Here is a 16,028-nt window from a genome sequence, read left to right as displayed (position 1 = left end):
TACGCGACATGTCGTTTCCGACGCTCCCGCGAGGCGCTGCCGGAGGGACAGGATGTGGTTGTCAGGCCGCAGGGGACCGACCTCGCGGCGGGCGTTCGCGTACACGGGAGAGTTCCATGGGGTCAGGTCAGCTGGTGACGGTGTTCGGTGCCTACGGTCACACCGGACGGTTCGTGGTCGCGGAGCTGGCCGCCCGTGGGTTCGTTCCGGTGCTGTCCGGGCGCAACGCGCGGACCTTGGAGGAGATGGCCCACGAACACGGGCAGGAGGTTCGGGTGGCGTCGGTCGAGGACCCGGCTTCGCTGGAGCGGGCCCTGGCGGGCACGGCGGCGGTCATCAACTGCGCCGGCCCCTTCGCATCGACCACCGGCCCTGTCATCGAAGCCGCGCTCCATGCGAAGATCCCCTACCTGGACGTGGCCGCCGAGCTCGAGGCCAACCTCGACACCTTCGCCCGCTACCGCGAGCGGGCCCGGGACGCGGGAGCGGTGATCGTCCCGGCCATGGCCTTCTTCGGCGGCCTCGGCGACCTGCTGACCACCGCGGCGATGGGCGACTGGACCGAGGCCGACGAGGCACACATCGCCTACGCCCTCAGCCATTGGCATCCCACCGCCGGTACCCGGCTCTCGGGCGCGGTCTCCCGCGAGCGGCGCGGCGCCCACCGCCTGCGCTGGAGCGGCGGACAGTGGGAGCGCCGCACCGACGCCGCGCCCACCCTGGAGTGGACCTTCCCGGAACCGATGGGACCCCGGCCGGTGATCGCGGAGTTCACGATGGCGGACGTCGTCACCGTCCCCCAGCACCTCTCCATCCCCGAGGTCACCACCTACATGAGCGCCGAGGCGGCCCGAGACGTCGCCGCCCCCCACACCCCGGCCCCGACCGCCGCCGACGCCCGCGGGCGCTCGGACCAGACCTTCCTCGTCGACGTCGTCGTCCGCTCCGGCGGAGCCGAACGCCGGGCCACGGCCAGTGGCCAGGACATCTACGCCGTCACCGCGCCCCTCGTCACCGAGGCCCTCGAGCGCGTCCTGACCGGCCGCACCAAGACCGTCGGCACCGTCTCCGCCGGCGAGATGTTCGACGCCCCCGACTTCCTGCACGCGCTCGACCCGCACATCACACTCGACCTGCACCCGCAGAAGCGGAACGCCTGACCCGAGCCGACCACCCTGCCGGGCGCGTGCCCGCAGCGAGCCTCACGCTCCCGGGCCGCCGTCCCAACAGTCGCGGCGGCGCGGTTGCACAGGCGGCCGCGGCGTATGGCCGGCGGCGCGCTGCCGTAGTCGGCCGGCCCCCCCCGCATGGCGGACACAGGGCCTGGCCCGCCATGCGGGGGGCCGCGCGGGCGTGCCGCTCCGGGTGCGGTCGCCGGCCTGGCTGCGGCGTGTGCGGCGGTCGGCCGCGTCCGGGTCGGCCACCTGGTGCCCGCCGCGTGCGTTCAGGCGCGAGGGGGACGCCTGTCCGCCTCCGCCGCGTCCGCCACCGCCTCGGCGGCGGCCTGTGCCGCCTCGGCCGTGTCGTCGGCCGCCTTGGCAGCGGCCGCGTCGTCGGCGGCGGGCTTGTCCCGGGTGGCCGGCGAGGGTGGCAGCACCTCGCTGAACGCCTTGGAGACACCCTGCAGCGCGCTGGTGATCTCGCTAGGGATCACCCAGAAGTTGTTGCCCTGGCCCTGTGCCAGCTGCGGCAGCGCCTGCAGGTACTGGTAGGCGAGGAGCTTGGGGTCGGGGTCGTTGCGGTGGACGGCCTGGAACACCTCGTCGATGGCCCGCGACTGGCCCTCGGCCTCCAGGATCGCAGCGGTCCGGTTGCCCTCGGCGCGCAGCACCGCCGCCTGCTTGTCACCCTCCGCCGTGAGGATCTGCGACTGGCGCTGGCCCTCGGCGCCCAGGATCGCGGCCCGCTTGTCCCGCTCGGCACGCATCTGCTTCTGCATGGCCTCCTTGATGGACTGCGGCGGGTCGATCGCCTTGATCTCCACCCGGTTGACCCGCAGCCCCCACTTGCCGGTGGCCTCGTCCAGCACCCCGCGCAGCTGGCTGTTGATGGTGTCCCGGGAGGTGAGGGTCTTCTCCAGGTCCATGGAGCCCACCACGTTGCGCAGCGTGGTGACGGTCAGCTGCTCCACCGCCTGGAGGAAGCTGGCGATCTCGTAGAAAGCCGCCCGCGGGTCGGTGACCTGGAAGTACAGGACGGTGTCGATCTCGACGACCAGGTTGTCCTCGGTGATGACCGGCTGCGGCTTGAAGGAGACCACCTGCTCGCGCAGGTCGATCTGCGGGTGCACCCGGTCGATGTACGGGATGACGAGGTTGAGGCCGGGGTTCAAAGTCTTGTGGTAGCGGCCCAGCCGCTCCACGTTGCGGGCGCGTGCCTGCGGCACGATACGGACCGCGCGCACGACGGTGAAGATCGCGAGGAGCGCGACCAGCAGGCCTGCGATGAGCGAGGCGGAGATGTCCATGGCTTCAGTCCCGTGGGTAGACGATCGCGGTGGCGCCACTGATCTCGATGACGTCGACGGTCGTTCCGGGTGAGATCACCAGCGTTTCGTCGTAACTGCGGGCCGTCCACTCCTCGCCGTCTATGCGGACCCTGCCGCCGGTGCCCGACACGGCGGTCAGCACCTGCGCGGGCTTGCCCACCAGCGCGTCCACACCGAAACGCGGACCCTGCGGCCGCACCACGTGGCGCAGGGCGAGGGGACGTACGAACACCAGGGTCACGGCGGCGAGGACGGCGTACGCGACCAACTGGACCCCCAGCGGCATCCCGACGGCGGCGACCCCCGCCGTGACCAGCGCGGCCACGCCCAGCATCCCGAGGGCGGCGGTGAGAGTGAGAATCTCCGCCACGGCCAGCACGGCCGCGACGATCAGCCAGATCAGCCAGGAGTCCATGTCGCGCCTCTTCTCACCCGGGGTGGAGGGCTTCGGCCGGGGCGCCGGCGGCACAGCGGCGGGAACCGGCACCTTTGCGACCACTTTACCCAGACACGGCCCCGGCGCCGAGGTCCATGCACCGAGCATTCCCGCCGTACATGTCCGGCACGCCTCCAATTGGGTGATGACCCTTATGGCGGCCGCCCGCCCCGCCGGGCGAGGGTTCGAAGAGCCCCCTTGACCCCGTCGACGTCGGCCTCCGCCTGGCGTGTATGTGCGCCTGTGCCACCTCGCCCGGTGTGATCGTGATGCACAGCGTCGACGGCGGGGCCGGGGAGCCGGCGGACGACGGACGGCAGAGGACGGCACGAGGAACCGATTGATGACCTTGCCCGAGCTGTACCTGACGCTGCTCATCGCGGGCACGGTGCTGCTGGCCAGTATCGCCGCCGCCCGTACCGCGCACCGGGTGGGTCTGCCCAGTCTGCTGCTGTTCCTCGCGGTGGGGATCGTGGCCGGTGAGGACGGGCTCGGCCTGCGGTTCGACAACGTGCAGCTGGCCCAGGCGCTCGGCACCGCCGCCCTGGCCGTGATCCTCGTCGAGGGTGGCCTGACCACCCAGTGGAGCGACGTACGGCGGCTGGTCGCGCCCGCCGGTGTGCTGGCCACCCTCGGCGTGGTCGTCTCCGTCGTGGTCACCGCGTCCGGGGCGCACTGGCTGCTCGGCCTGGACTGGAACGTGGCGCTGCTGCTCGGCGCGATCGTCTCCTCGACCGACTCCGCCGCCGTCTTCTCCGTCCTGCGGGCACTGCCCCTGCCGCGGAGACTGACCGGACTGGTGGAGGCCGAATCCGGCTTCAACGACGCGCCGACCATCATCCTGGTGCTGGTCTTCTCCACCACCACGAGCGACCTCCCGGCGATCGGGCCCCTCTTCGGCAGCCTGCTGTTCCAGCTCGTGGTCGGCGGCCTGCTGGGCGTCGTGATCGGTCACCTGGGCGCCGTCGCCCTGCGCCACATCGCGCTGCCCGCCACGGGCCTCTACCCGCTGGCCACGGTCGGATTCGGCATCATCGCCTTCGCCGCCGCCGGGGCGGCCGGTGCGAGCGGCATCATCGCCGCCTACCTGTCCGGTCTGGTCCTCGGCAACTCGCAGCTGCCGCACCGCGCCGCCACCCGGTCCTTCGCCGAGGGCGCCGGCTGGCTGGCCCAGATCGGCCTGTTCGTCATGCTGGGCCTGCTCGTCGATCCCAGCGAACTGCCCGCCGCGATCCTGCCCGCCCTCGTCGTGGGACTGGTGCTGCTGCTGGTCGCCCGCCCCATCTCCGTGCTGCTGTGCCTGCTGCCGTTCCGCATCCCCTGGCGGCAGCAGGCGTTCATCTCCTGGGCCGGCCTGCGCGGCGCGGTCCCCATCGTGCTCACCACCTTCCCGGTGGTGGAGGACGTGCCGCACGCCCGCGACATCCTCAACATCGTGTTCGTGCTGGTCGCCCTGTTCACCCTGCTCCAAGGCCCCACCCTCCCCGCCGTCGCCCGGCGCCTCCACCTCGTGCGCGGCGACGCGCTGCGCGAGATCCAGGTGGAGGCAGCGCCGCTCGACGTCCTGGACGCCGACCTGCTCACGGTGAGCATCCCGGAGGGCTCCCAGCTGCACGGCGTGGCCGTCTTCGAACTGCGGCTGCCGCCCCCGACCGTCATCACCCTGATCGTCCGGGACGGCACCACGCTGGTGCCGGACCGCGACACGGTGCTGCGCGCCGGTGACGAACTGCTGCTCATCGCCACTCCGCGGACCCGCGAGGACGCCGAACGCCGACTGCGGGCCATCGGCCGGCGCGGCAAGCTCGCCCGCTGGCTGGGCGAGCACGGCAGGCCGGAACCGGAAGGCACCACCACCGGCAGCTGACGGGACGCCCGCCGCGTGCGGACCCCGGCGCGTGCGGACCCCGATGCGCGCGGACCACCCCGGCGCGCGCGGAACCACCACTACCGCACAGACTCCGACGGCATCATTGCTTCGTTTGTGTGCGAGTCCTAGGGTGTGGCGGGCCCAGTAGTCGCACCGTCACCACCCGTCGTGGTTCTCCCCAGGCGTGACGTCGCCGCCGTGACGCCGCGCCGTCGGGGGATCCGACGCGCCCTCAGTCCGTGCAGTGCCCTGTCGAACCGAGGAAGGCCACGGTCATGCCGCACCCGCACGTGTCTCCCGCCGCAGGTCCCGTCCGCCCCGGGCGGCCGGTCGTCAGCCGCCGCCGTCTCCTGGAGTCCGGCGCCGCCGTGCTCGGCGCCCTCGCCCTGTCCGCCCCGTCCGGCGCCGCGCACGCGGCCGGTCCGCGCCCGCTGCCGGACGACGGCCCGCCGGAATGGAACGACTTCGGCGTCTTCCGGGTCGGCACCGAAGCCCCGCACACCACGCTCATGCCGTACGCCGGCGTCCCCCAGGCCCTCGCCGCCGACCGCACCCGCTCCCCGTACCGGCTCGACCTCGACGGCACCTGGAAGTTCGCCTACGCGGACCGCCCGGAGGACCGGGACCCCGACTTCCACCGCACCGACACCGACGACCGCGGCTGGGACACCGTCCCCGTCCCGTCGGTGTGGCAGCTGCACGGCCACGACTTCCCGGTCTACCTGAACATCACCTACCCCTACTGGGGCCCCAACGGCCAAGGCGAGGAGCCGCAGCCGCCCGCCGCGCCCACCCGCTACAACCCGGTGGGCCAGTACCGCCGCACCTTCACCGTCCCGCACGACTGGCGGGGCCGCCGCGTCTTCCTGCACTTCGAGGGCGTCAAGTCCGCGCACTACGTGTGGATCAACGGCGAACTGGCCGGCTACGACGAGGACTCCTACACGCCCTCCGAGTACGACGTCACCGACCACCTCCGCCCGGGCACCAACCAGATCGCGGTGGAGGTGTACCGCTACTCCGACGGCGACTGGCTGGAGGACCAGGACATGATTCGGCTGAGCGGCATCTTCCGCTCGGTCCACCTGTACTCCACCCCGCCCGTGCACCTGCGTGACTTCAAGCTGGAGACGCCGCTGGACGACACGTACACCTCCGCCGAGCTGGACGTCACCGCGCACGTGCGGGCGTACGGCGACGGCGCGGACGGCGGCGGCAGGTACACCGTCGAGACGCAGCTGTACGACGCGCGCGGGCACGCCGTGTGGTCCCGGCCGCTGCGGCGGACCGCCGACCTCGGCACGGTCGACGCCGGCCGGGACGTCACCGTACGGGCGTCCCGGGCCGTGCCCCGGCCCCGGCTGTGGTCGGCCGAGGACCCGTACCTCTACACGGCCGTCCTCCAGCTCCGCGACCCGGCCGGCACGGTCGTCGAGACCCTCTCCCACCGCGTGGGGATCCGGGAGTTCGCCCTCAAGGACGGGCTGATGCGGATCAACGGTCGTCCCGTGTCCTTCCGCGGCACCAACCGCCACGAGATGCACCCGGCCCGCGGCACCGCCCTCACCCGCGAGGACATGGTCCGGGACATCACCCTCGTCAAGCGCATGAACATGAACTCCGTCCGCACCTCGCACTACCCCGACAACCCGCTGTGGTACGAACTCGCCGACGAGTACGGCCTCTACCTCGTCGACGAGACCAACCTCGAGACCCATGGCATCCGCGACCGCTACCCGGGTGACCGTCCCGACTGGACCGCCGCCTGCGTCGCCCGCGCGCAGAACATGGTCCACCGCGACAAGAACCACCCCTCGGTGGTCATCTGGTCGCTCGGCAACGAGGCGGGCGGCGGCTCCACCTTCACCGCCATGCACGACTGGATCCGCTCCTACGACAGCACCCGTGTCATCCAGTACGAGGGCGACGACCGGCCCGGCGTCAGCGACATCCGCTCCCGCATGTACGAGAGCCCCGCCCGCGTGGAACAGCGCGCCCGGGACACCGCCGACACGCGGCCGTACGTGATGATCGAGTACTCCCACGCGATGGGGAACTCCAACGGCAACTTCAAGAAGTACTGGGACGTGGTGCGCCGTCACGACGTCCTCCAGGGAGGCTGGATCTGGGACTTCGCCGACCAGTCCCTGCACACTCCCGTGCCCGACCGCGTCCTGCTCACCGAGTCGGGACCCGCGGCGCTGCGCGGCGAGATCCTCGCCACCCGCGGTCGCCTCGACCGTGACAAGGGCCTGTCCGGCATCACCGTCTTCGAACGGCACGACAGCCTGGACCTCACCGGCTCCCTCACCCTGGAGGCGTGGTTCACGCCGGGCGTGCCCGGCTACCACCAGCCGATCGTCGCCAAGGGCGACACCCAGTACGCCCTCAAACAGACCGACCGCAGGGTCGAGTTCTTCATCCACTCCGGCGGCGAGTGGATCGCCGTCAACTGGACCGTGCCGGACGACTGGAGCGGTAGGGAGCACCACGTCGCGGGCGTCCTCGACGCCGACGCCGGCACCCTCACCCTGCACGTCGACGGCGCCGTCCGCGCCACCCGCGCCACCGACCGCCGGCCCACCAGCAACACGGCCCCGCTGTCCCTCGCCTCCGACGCGGACAACCAGACGCGGGAGTTCGACGGCACGATCCGCCGCGCCCGGGTCTACGCCCGCGCCCTCACCGCCGCCGAACTGGCCTCCGAGGAGCGGGCACCCGGCGACGACGGCGTACGCTTCTGGTTCGACGCCGCCACCGTGCGGACCGAGCGCGAGCGCCCCGAGGCCAAAACCTTCCTCGCGTACGGCGGTGATTGGGGCGACAACCCCAACGACGGCGCCTTCGTCGCCGACGGCATCCTCACCGCCGACCGCCGGCTCACCGGCAAGGCCGCCGAGATCAAGCGCGTCCACCAGGCGATCGGCGCCGCCCGCACACCGGGCGGCGGCCCGGGCGCCGTCACCCTCACCAACGAGTACCTGTTCATCAACGTCCGTGACTTCGAAGGCCGTTGGGAGCTGGTCGCCGACGGGGAGGTGGTCGGCGGCGGACGGCTCACCCGGGACCAGCTCGACGTGGCACCGTTGTCCGAGAAGGCCGTCGAGCTGCCCGTGCGCCTGCCCCGGAAGCCGGCCCCCGGCACGGAGTTCTTCCTCCAGCTGTCCTTCACCACCCGGGAGCGCACCCCCTGGGCCGAGAGCGGCTTCGAGGTGGCCCGGCACCAGCTCCCGCTCGACGCCGACAGCCCCGCCGTGGTCCCCGCGCCCCTCGCGGGAGTCCCCGCACTGCGGCACGAGATGAGCGAGGAGGACATCCGGATCACCGGCCAGGGCTTCTCCGTCACCGTCGACCGGCGCACCGGCCTCCTCACCGACTACCGGGCGGGCGGCACCCGCCTGCTCACCGCCGGTCCGGCGCCCAACTTCTGGCGGGCTCCCACCGACAACGACCGGGGCAACGGCCAGCACCTGCGCAACCAGACCTGGCGCGACGCGGGCGCCCGGCGCACGGTCACCGACGTCACCGTACGGACGCTCGACGACCGGGCCGTCGAGATCCGCGTCACCGGCACCCTCCCCACCACCGTCGAGTCCGCGTACTCCACCACGTACACGGTCTTCGGACACGGCGAGATCAAGGTGGACAACACCCTCCACCCGGGCGCCGCGACCCTGCCCTACCTCCCCGAGGTCGGCACGCTGCTGTTCCTGCCCCGCCGCCTGGACCGCCTGCACTGGTACGGGCGCGGCCCCGAGGAGAACCACTGGGACCGCAACAACGGCACCGACGTGGGACGTTACGCCTCGACGGTGGCCGACCAGTGGACGCCGTACATCCGCCCCCAGGAGAACGGCAACAAGACCGACGTCCGCTGGGCCGCCCTGACCGGCCGCGACGGACGCGGGCTGCTGGTGTCCGGCGAACCCCTCCTGGAGATCAACGCCTCGCACTTCACCCCGGAGGACCTGTCCGCCGGAGTCCGCCACGACTACCAGCTCACCCCGCGCGACGCGGTCGTGCTGCGGGTCAGTCACCGGCAGATGGGCGTGGGCGGCGACGACAGCTGGGGCGCGCACACCCACGACGAGTTCAAGCTCCTCGCGGACCGCGACTACGCCTACACCTACCGGCTGCGCCCGCTCACCGACGTGGACCGGGCGCCCGCCCTCTCCCGCCGGCCCACGGCCACCGAATAGCGGGGCACACTCACGGGAGCCCGGGGTAACCGGGCTCCCATGGGTGACATCCTGGTCGGCGCCTGCTCGTGGACGGACCGCCAACTCGTCGCGAGCGGCTGGTATCCCCGCGGACGGCGCGACGCCGAAGGGCGGTTGCGGCACTACGCGGAGCGGTTGCCGGTCGTCGAAGTGGACTCCGGCTACTACGCGTTGCCGCGCCGCCGCAACAGCGAGCTGTGGGTCGAGCGCACCCCGGACGGATTCCGCTTCGACGTGAAGGCGTTCTCCCTGCTCACCGGGCACCCGACCCGCCCGGAGGCGCTTCCGGCAGACCTGCGCGGGCGGGTACCCGCGCGGGGGCCGGTGGACCCCGCGCTGCTCGACGAGGTGTGGGGCCGCTTCGCCGAGGCGGTCGACCCCCTGCGTACGGCCGGACGGCTGGGCGCCGTGCTGTTCCAGTTCCCGCCCTGGTTCACCCCCGGCGCCCCGGCCGAACGCTTCCTGGAGGACTGCGCGGAACGCACCAAGGGCTGGCCGCTCGCCGTCGAGTTCCGCCACCCCGCCTGGTGGCACCCCGAACGAGGAGACGACACGGCGGAGTTGCTGGCCTCCCTGGGCGCCACGACGGTCGGCGTCGACATGGCCCAGGGCCTCACCGCCTCCCTGCCGCCCCTGCTCCCGGTCACCCGCCCCGCCCTGGCGGTCGTACGGTTCCACGGCCGCAGCGGGGCGTGGGGGAGGGGCAGCAAGGAGGACCGCTTCCGCCACGACTACGACGTGACGGAACTCGCCGCCTGGGTGCCGCGCCTGCGCCGCGCGGCACGGCGCACGGACGAACTCCACGTCCTGTTCAACAACTGCTGCGGCGACGCGGCGGTACGGGCGGCGGAGACGATGCGGGGGCTGCTGGCAGCCCCCGCCGAATAGGCCCGTACGCCCCCCGACCTGCATGTCGGATTTCCGCCAGACCGCCACGCCGCCGTGGCCGATCCTGGAGACATGCACCAGGGGATGTACACCGACACCGAACGCTGCGTACGCGCCGTGCGGTCGAAGGACGCACGGTTCGACGGCTGGTTCTACACCGCCGTCCTGACCACCGGCATCTACTGCCGCCCCAGCTGCCCCGTCGTCCCGCCCAAGCCGGAGAACATGGTGTTCCACCCGAGCGCGGCCGCCTGCCAGCAGGCCGGGTTCCGGGCGTGCAAGCGCTGCCGCCCCGACACCAGCCCCGGCTCCCCGGAGTGGAACACGCGGGCCGACCTCGTGGCCCGCGCCATGCGGCTGATCGCCGACGGCGTCGTCGACCGCGACGGCGTCACCGGACTCGCCGCCCGCCTCGGCTACAGCACCCGGCAGATCGAACGCCAGCTGTACGCCGAGCTGGGCGCCGGCCCTCTCGCCCTGGCCCGCGCCCAGCGCGCGCAGACCGCGCGGACGCTCGTCGAGACGACGGACCTGCCCATGGCGGACGTCGCCTTCGCGGCCGGCTTCTCCTCCGTGCGCACCTTCAACGACACCGTGCGCGACGTGTACGCGCTCACCCCGAGCGAGCTCCGTGCCCGGACCCCGCGGGACACCGCGCGCCGCGACACCCCGGGCACGCTCTCCCTGCGCCTGTCGTTCCGCGCCCCGCTCAACCCCGACAACCTCTTCGGCCACCTCGCCGCGACCGCCGTGCCCGGCGTGGAGGAATGGAGGGACGGTACCTACCGGCGCACCCTGCGGCTCCCGTACGGCCACGGCATCGTGACGCTGGCCCCGCGCCCCGACCACATCGCCTGCCGGCTCGCCCTCGGCGACCCCCGCGACCTCACCGTCGCCATCAGCCGCTGCCGCCGCCTGCTCGACCTCGACGCCGACCCGGTCGCCGTCGACGAGCAGCTGCGGACCGACCCCGCGCTCGCGCCCCTCGTCGACAAGGCACCCGGCCGCCGGGTGCCGCGCACGGTCGACGAGGCGGAGTTCGCCGTCCGCGCGGTCCTCGGCCAGCAGGTGTCGACGGCCGCCGCCCGCACCCACGCGGCCCGCCTGGTCACCGCGCACGGCACCCCCGTGGACGACCCCGAGGGCGGCCTCACCCACCTCTTCCCGACCCCGGAGCACCTGGCCGCGCTCGACCCGGACGCCCTCGCCATGCCCCGCACCCGACGCACCACCCTGACCACCCTGGTCCGCCGGCTCGCGGACGGCGACCTCCGCCTGGGCGCCGACAGCGACCGGTCCGCGACCCGCGCCGCGCTCCTCGCCCTCCCCGGCTTCGGCCCCTGGACGGCCGACGTCATCGCCATGCGCGCCCTCGGCGACCCCGACGCCTTCCTCCCCACCGACCTCGGCGTCCGCCGCGCGGCCCGCGACCTGGGCCTGCCCGCCACCCCGTCCGCCCTCACCGCCCGCGCGTCGGCCTGGCGCCCTTGGCGCGCCTACGCCGTCCAGTACCTCTGGGCGACGGACAGCCACCCGATCAACTTCCTGCCGGCCTGACGCAGCGGAGGACTCGCAGCCGATGAGACAGCACACCGTGACCGACAGCCCCTACGGGCCCCTGACCCTCGTCGCCGACGACGGCGTCCTGTGCGGCCTCTACATGACCGGCCAGCGGCACCGCCCGGCCGAGGAGACCTTCGGCGCCCCCGACGACACTCCCTTCGCCGGGACGACCGAACAGCTCGCCGCCTACTTCGCGGGTGAGCTGAAGGAGTTCACCGTCCCCCTGCGCCTGCACGGCACCCCGTTCCAGCGCCGGGTGTGGGAGCAGCTGACGCGCATCCCCTACGGCGAGACCCGCACCTACGGCCGGCTCGCCCACCTGCTCGGCAACCCCAAGGCGTCCCGCGCGGTCGGACTCGCCAACGGCCGCAACCCGGTCGGCATCATCGTGCCGTGCCACCGGGTCATCGGCTCCACCGGCGGCCTCACCGGCTACGGCGGCGGCCTGGACCGCAAGCGGCGCCTGCTCGACTTCGAACGCGGGACGGCCCTGTTCTAGATGAGCGGCCCGGCTCTAGGCGGCGATCCGGCGCAGCAACGCCGGCAGGGCCGTGCCGATCGGCTCGTCGATGACCTCGTCGGCGAGGGCGTCGTACGGGGTCGGCTCGGCGTTGACGACGATCAGGCGGGCGCCGTGGTCGACGGCGACCTGCGCGAGGCCGGCGGCCGGATGGACCTGGAGGCTGGTGCCGGCCGCGACGAACACCGTGCACGCCTTGGTGATCGCCACCGCCTCACCGAGCACCACCGGGTCGAGCGCCTCGCCGAACATCACCGTCGCCGGCTTGAGGATGCCCCCGCAGTCCGCGCACGGCGGGTCCTCCTCGCCGGCCGACAGACGGGCCAGAGCGTCCTCCATCGGCGTCCGCGCGTCGCAGTTGGTGCAGACGACTCCGCGCGCCGTGCCGTGCAGTTCCAGCACCTTGCGGTCCGGCATGCCGCCGAGCTGGTGCAGCCCGTCCACGTTCTGCGTGATCACCCGCACCGCCGTCCCGGACCGCGCCAGCTCGGCCACGGCGCGGTGGGCGACGTTCGGTTCGGGCAGCGCGGCGACGTTCTCCTGCCGCATCCGCCACGACCGGCGGCGGATCTCCGGATCAGCCATGTAGTACGCGTACGTCACGAGCTTCTCGGCGTCCGGGTCGCGGCGCCACAGCCCGGCGGGCCCGCGGTAGTCGGGGATGCCGGAGTCGGTGCTGACGCCGGCGCCGGTCAGGAGGGCGACGAGGGGCTTGCTCATGCGGTGAGGGTAGGGCGGCCGGGGCGCGCGCGGCCAGCGGATTCCGGGCGGGTCAGCGCACCCGGTGCCCGTCCTCCAGCTCCGCCGTGCCCGAGCCGTCGGCGAGCACGTCGAGGGCGGCCAGCACCCGGCGGCCGAGGGAGCCCGGCAGGTGCGCCATGATCTCCTCGCGCTCCACCAGCCGCCACGACAGCAGCTCCTCCTCCTGGAGCCGGATCGCCCGCAACTCGTCCGCACCGAGCACACCGCCGTCGTACAGGTACGCCACCAGCGGCGGGACGCCCGGCGTCCGCACCCAGTCCACCGCGAGGAGCCGGCCGAGTTCACGGTCCAGGCCGATCTCCTCGGCCGTCTCCCGCCGCGCCCCGTCGCGCGGGCTCTCCCCGTCGTCCGACTCGACGGTGCCGCCGGGCAGCGCCCACCCCTCCCGGTAGTTCGGCTCGACGAGCAGCACCCGCCCCTCCGCGTCGCGGAAGAGCGCGGCGGCCCCGGCGAGTACACGGGGGAGGGAGGCGACGTAGCCGGCGAAGTCCTGGGTGTCCTGCGTGGTGGTCATGCGGGAAGGGTAACGGCGCCGACGGGCCCCGCCGGGGCGGTCGCCACCTGCCCGGACGGCGCACGGCAGCACACGCCGTCCCCTGATCGACACGGCGGGCGCACACGCCGGAGCACGGCCGACGGCGACAAGAGCTCAGGCCTCCGCCTGCGCCAGCCGCAGCGTCCGCTCCGCCAGCTCGCTGATCCGCACCCCGTCGAACCCGAAGACCGCGCTGCGCACGGTGTCCTCCAGCGGCTCCTTCCACTGCTCCGGCACGGCTGCCGCGCCGCACATCACGCCGGCCACCGAACCGGCCGTCGCGCCGTTGGAGTCCGTGTCCAGACCACCCCGCACCGTCAGCGCCACGGTCCGGGTGAAGTCGCCGTCGCCGTACAGCAGGCCGGCGGTGAGCACGGCGGCGTTCGGAACCGTGTGGATCCAGCCGAGGCCCGCCGTCTCCTCCTCCAGCGTGGTGAGGGAGTCCTCCCAGGACAGCCCGCTTCCGTGCAGGGACGTCACCCGGCGCACGGTGCGCGCCAGCCGGCTGCTCGCCGGGATCACCGTCAGCGCCTCGTCCACCGCCTGCCGCACCGTCGGCGCCGTGAACGCCGCCGCGACCATCGCCGCCGCCCACATCGCGCCGTACACGCCGTTGCCCGTGTGGGACAGCACGGCGTCCTTGCGGGCCAGCGCGGCGGCCCGGCGCGGGGCGCCCGGCGAGGTCCAGCCGTGCACGTCGGCACGGATCAGCGCGCCGATCCACTCCTGGTAGGGGTTCTCGTACGTCGCCGTCAGCGGCGGCTTCAGACCGTTCGCGAGGTTGCGGTACGCGGCCCGCTCTGCGGTGAAGGTCTGCAGGTACGGCAGCCGCAGCAGCCACAGGTCGCCGACCTGCTCGGTGCTGAAACCGAAGCCGTGGGTCTCCAGCAGGTGCAGGCCGAGGATCGCGTAGTCGACGTCGTCGTCCCGGCAGCTGCCGCGCACCCGGCCCCGCACGCAGTACCGCCACTCCGGCCGCAGCGTCCGCTCCTCGCTCTCGGACGGCGGCCCGGGCAGGTAGTCGGTGAGCGGCAGCGCGTCCGTCGCCCGCAGGTAGCGGTCGATGCGGTCCCGCGTCCACACCTCGCCCTGCTCCACCGGTTTGCCGAGCATGTTGCCGGCGATCCGGCCCAGCCAGCCGCCGAGGATCCGGTCGGCGAGTCCGGGCCCGTCGGTCGTGTCGGGCCCGTCGGTCGCGTCGGTCGTGGCGGTCATGGGACCGGTCTACCCGTTTCCGGGCGGTTGCGCGCGGGACCGGTCCACGGGCCGGTCCGGGCATGACGGGCACCGCGTGCGGCGGTTAGGGTCGCAGCGGCGCGACTGGCCCCGGCACGCAGGCGTGGGCGGGGCCCGATGAGCGAGGGGAAGGCAAGTGGCGGACGCTGCAGGAAGCGGTACGCGTAGGACGCCGTCGGCACAGCGGGTGCTGGTCGCCGCGGACAAGTTCAAGGGGTCGCTGACGGCCGTGGAGGTCGCCGAGCGGGTGACGGCCGGGCTGCGCAGGGTCCGGGCGGACCTCGCGGTCGAGGCGCTGCCGGTGGCCGACGGAGGCGACGGCACCGTCGCGGCGGCCGTGGCGGCCGGGTTCGCACGGCACGAGGTCCGGGTCCGCGGCCCGCTCGGCGACGAGGTGACCGCGGCCTACGCGCTGCGGGACGGCACCGCCGTCGTGGAGATGGCGGAGGCCAGCGGGCTGCAGCGGCTGCCCGACGGGGTCCTCGCGCCGCTCACGGCCTCGACGTACGGCTCAGGGGAGTTGCTGCGGGCCGCGCTGGACGCGGGCGCGCGGCACATCGTGTTCGGCGTCGGCGGCAGCGCGACGACCGACGGCGGGGCGGGGATGCTGGCGGCGCTGGGCGCGCGGTTCCTGACGGCGTCGGGTGAGCCCGTGGGGCCCGGCGGCGGGGCGCTGGCCGAGCTGGCGTCGGCCGACCTGTCCGGTCTCGACCCGCGGCTCGGGTCCGTGGAGTTCGTGCTGGCCAGCGACGTCGACAACCCGCTCACCGGGCCGAAGGGCGCGGCGGCGGTGTACGGGCCGCAGAAGGGCGCCTCGCCGGAGGACGTCGGGCGGCTGGACGCGGCACTGGCGCACTTCGCGAAGGTGCTGGACGCTTCCGCGTACGCGGGGTCGCCGGGTGCGGGCGCCGCGGGCGGCATCGGCTTCGGGGCGCTGCTGCTGGGGGCGCGGTTCCGGCCGGGCATCGAGGTGATGCTGGACGTGCTGGGGTTCGCGTCGGCGCTGGAGCGGGCCGATCTGGTGATCACGGGCGAGGGGTCGCTGGACGAGCAGACGCTGCACGGGAAGGCGCCGGCGGGGGTGGCCTCGGCGGCGCGGGCCGCGGGGAAGGACGTGATCGCGGTGTGCGGGCGGCTGGCGTTGCCGCCGGAGGCGTTGGGGCGGGCCGGGATCCGGCGCGCGTACGCCCTGACGGACCTGGAGCCGGACGTCGCGGTGTGCATCGCCGATGCGGGGCCCATCCTGGAACGCACGGGTGAGCGCATCGCCCGTGACTACCTCAGCTGACCGACCCGGTTCTTCGCCCCCGCCGCCCCTTCCCGTCCCGACCCCGGGGGCTGCGCCCCGGGCCCCCTTGTCGGCCCTGACGGGCCTCGTCCTCAAACGCCGGACGGGCTGGATGTCACCCCCGAGTCGGGTGGTGGGTGGGCGAAGGTCGGGGGTCTGGGGGCGGAGCTTCCAGGAGAGGCCCGCCGCACGCCCGGTGCAGACAAAAGGGCCCCGGACCCG

12 protein-coding genes are annotated in these 16,028 nt (G+C 73.6%); 7 read left to right on the top strand and 5 right to left on the bottom strand.

What is annotated here, in order from left to right:
• The first annotated feature begins 116 nt into the window (after positions 1-116).
• Positions 117-1,160, top strand: a complete 1,044-nt coding sequence (locus tag B100_RS0107870) for a saccharopine dehydrogenase NADP-binding domain-containing protein (RefSeq protein WP_024883894.1) — start codon at positions 117-119, stop codon at positions 1,158-1,160.
• 284 nt (positions 1,161-1,444) lie between these two features.
• Here B100_RS0107870 and B100_RS0107865 read toward each other — a convergent pair whose 3' ends face one another.
• Both B100_RS0107865 and B100_RS0107860 read right to left on the bottom strand, forming a co-directional pair.
• Complete coding sequence (locus tag B100_RS0107865; RefSeq protein ID WP_024883893.1) at positions 1,445-2,467, bottom strand: SPFH domain-containing protein; 1,023 nt, start codon at positions 2,465-2,467, stop codon at positions 1,445-1,447.
• Positions 2,468-2,471: 4 nt separating this feature from the next.
• Positions 2,472-2,903 carry an NfeD family protein gene (locus B100_RS0107860; RefSeq protein WP_024883892.1) on the bottom strand — a complete coding sequence of 144 codons (432 nt, stop codon included), beginning with the start codon at positions 2,901-2,903 and terminating at the stop codon, positions 2,472-2,474.
• Between the two features lie 364 nt (positions 2,904-3,267).
• Between B100_RS0107860 and B100_RS0107855 the strand changes: the two genes are divergently transcribed.
• From B100_RS0107855 to B100_RS0107835, 5 genes are all read left to right on the top strand, one after another.
• Positions 3,268-4,791, top strand: coding sequence for a potassium/proton antiporter (locus B100_RS0107855; protein ID WP_024883891.1), 1,524 nt, complete (start codon positions 3,268-3,270; stop codon positions 4,789-4,791).
• Between the two features lie 278 nt (positions 4,792-5,069).
• The gene (locus B100_RS0107850) at positions 5,070-8,993 is read left to right on the top strand and encodes a glycoside hydrolase family 2 TIM barrel-domain containing protein (RefSeq protein WP_024883890.1); all 3,924 of its coding nucleotides are present in this window, start codon (positions 5,070-5,072) and stop codon (positions 8,991-8,993) included.
• A gap of 39 nt (positions 8,994-9,032) precedes the next feature.
• A complete protein-coding gene (locus B100_RS0107845; RefSeq protein ID WP_024883889.1) occupies positions 9,033-9,902 on the top strand; it encodes a DUF72 domain-containing protein in 870 nt (289 codons plus the stop codon).
• Between the two features lie 72 nt (positions 9,903-9,974).
• Positions 9,975-11,459 carry an AlkA N-terminal domain-containing protein gene (locus B100_RS0107840; RefSeq protein ID WP_024883888.1) on the top strand — a complete coding sequence of 495 codons (1,485 nt, stop codon included), beginning with the start codon at positions 9,975-9,977 and terminating at the stop codon, positions 11,457-11,459.
• A gap of 22 nt (positions 11,460-11,481) precedes the next feature.
• On the top strand, positions 11,482-11,964 hold the full coding sequence (locus B100_RS0107835; RefSeq protein ID WP_024883887.1) for a methylated-DNA--[protein]-cysteine S-methyltransferase: 483 nt from the start codon (positions 11,482-11,484) through the stop codon (positions 11,962-11,964).
• A 15-nt stretch (positions 11,965-11,979) separates the two neighbouring features.
• On the opposite strand, the gene B100_RS0107830 is transcribed toward B100_RS0107835, so the two are convergent.
• The 3 genes from B100_RS0107830 to B100_RS0107820 all read right to left on the bottom strand — a co-directional run bounded on the left by B100_RS0107830 (position 11,980) and on the right by B100_RS0107820 (position 14,497).
• On the bottom strand, positions 11,980-12,705 hold the full coding sequence (locus B100_RS0107830) for a Sir2 family NAD-dependent protein deacetylase (RefSeq protein ID WP_024883886.1): 726 nt from the start codon (positions 12,703-12,705) through the stop codon (positions 11,980-11,982).
• A 52-nt stretch (positions 12,706-12,757) separates the two neighbouring features.
• The gene (locus B100_RS0107825) at positions 12,758-13,261 is read right to left on the bottom strand and encodes an NUDIX hydrolase (protein WP_024883885.1); all 504 of its coding nucleotides are present in this window, start codon (positions 13,259-13,261) and stop codon (positions 12,758-12,760) included.
• A gap of 135 nt (positions 13,262-13,396) precedes the next feature.
• Positions 13,397-14,497: an ADP-ribosylglycohydrolase family protein gene (locus B100_RS0107820; RefSeq protein ID WP_024883884.1), complete on the bottom strand. Its 1,101-nt coding sequence runs from the start codon at positions 14,495-14,497 to the stop codon at positions 13,397-13,399.
• Positions 14,498-14,705: 208 nt separating this feature from the next.
• On the opposite strand from B100_RS0107820, the gene B100_RS0107815 reads away from it, so the two are divergent.
• Entirely contained in the window at positions 14,706-15,806 is a 1,101-nt protein-coding gene (locus B100_RS0107815; protein ID WP_024883883.1) for a glycerate kinase family protein, read from the top strand.
• Positions 15,807-16,028: the final 222 nt, after the last annotated feature.

Source organism: Streptomyces sp. CNH189 (assembly GCF_000527195.1).
Note: the sequence above shows the minus strand (reverse complement) of the source record. Positions and strands in the feature narration are given on the sequence as shown.

Bases quoted from the DNA above. Each gene is read 5' to 3' on its own strand.
- B100_RS0107820 (WP_024883884.1), bottom strand. From the start codon at position 14,497: ATGACCGCCACGACCGACGCGACCGACGGGCCCGACACGACCGACGGG.
- B100_RS0107840 (WP_024883888.1), top strand. From the start codon at position 9,975: ATGCACCAGGGGATGTACACCGACACCGAACGCTGCGTACGCGCCGTG.
- B100_RS0107825 (WP_024883885.1), bottom strand. From the start codon at position 13,261: ATGACCACCACGCAGGACACCCAGGACTTCGCCGGCTACGTCGCCTCC.
- B100_RS0107860 (WP_024883892.1), bottom strand. From the start codon at position 2,903: ATGGACTCCTGGCTGATCTGGCTGATCGTCGCGGCCGTGCTGGCCGTG.
- B100_RS0107850 (WP_024883890.1), top strand. From the start codon at position 5,070: ATGCCGCACCCGCACGTGTCTCCCGCCGCAGGTCCCGTCCGCCCCGGG.
- B100_RS0107830 (WP_024883886.1), bottom strand. From the start codon at position 12,705: ATGAGCAAGCCCCTCGTCGCCCTCCTGACCGGCGCCGGCGTCAGCACC.
- B100_RS0107845 (WP_024883889.1), top strand. From the start codon at position 9,033: ATGGGTGACATCCTGGTCGGCGCCTGCTCGTGGACGGACCGCCAACTC.
- B100_RS0107865 (WP_024883893.1), bottom strand. From the start codon at position 2,467: ATGGACATCTCCGCCTCGCTCATCGCAGGCCTGCTGGTCGCGCTCCTC.
- B100_RS0107835 (WP_024883887.1), top strand. From the start codon at position 11,482: ATGAGACAGCACACCGTGACCGACAGCCCCTACGGGCCCCTGACCCTC.
- B100_RS0107855 (WP_024883891.1), top strand. From the start codon at position 3,268: ATGACCTTGCCCGAGCTGTACCTGACGCTGCTCATCGCGGGCACGGTG.
- B100_RS0107870 (WP_024883894.1), top strand. From the start codon at position 117: ATGGGGTCAGGTCAGCTGGTGACGGTGTTCGGTGCCTACGGTCACACC.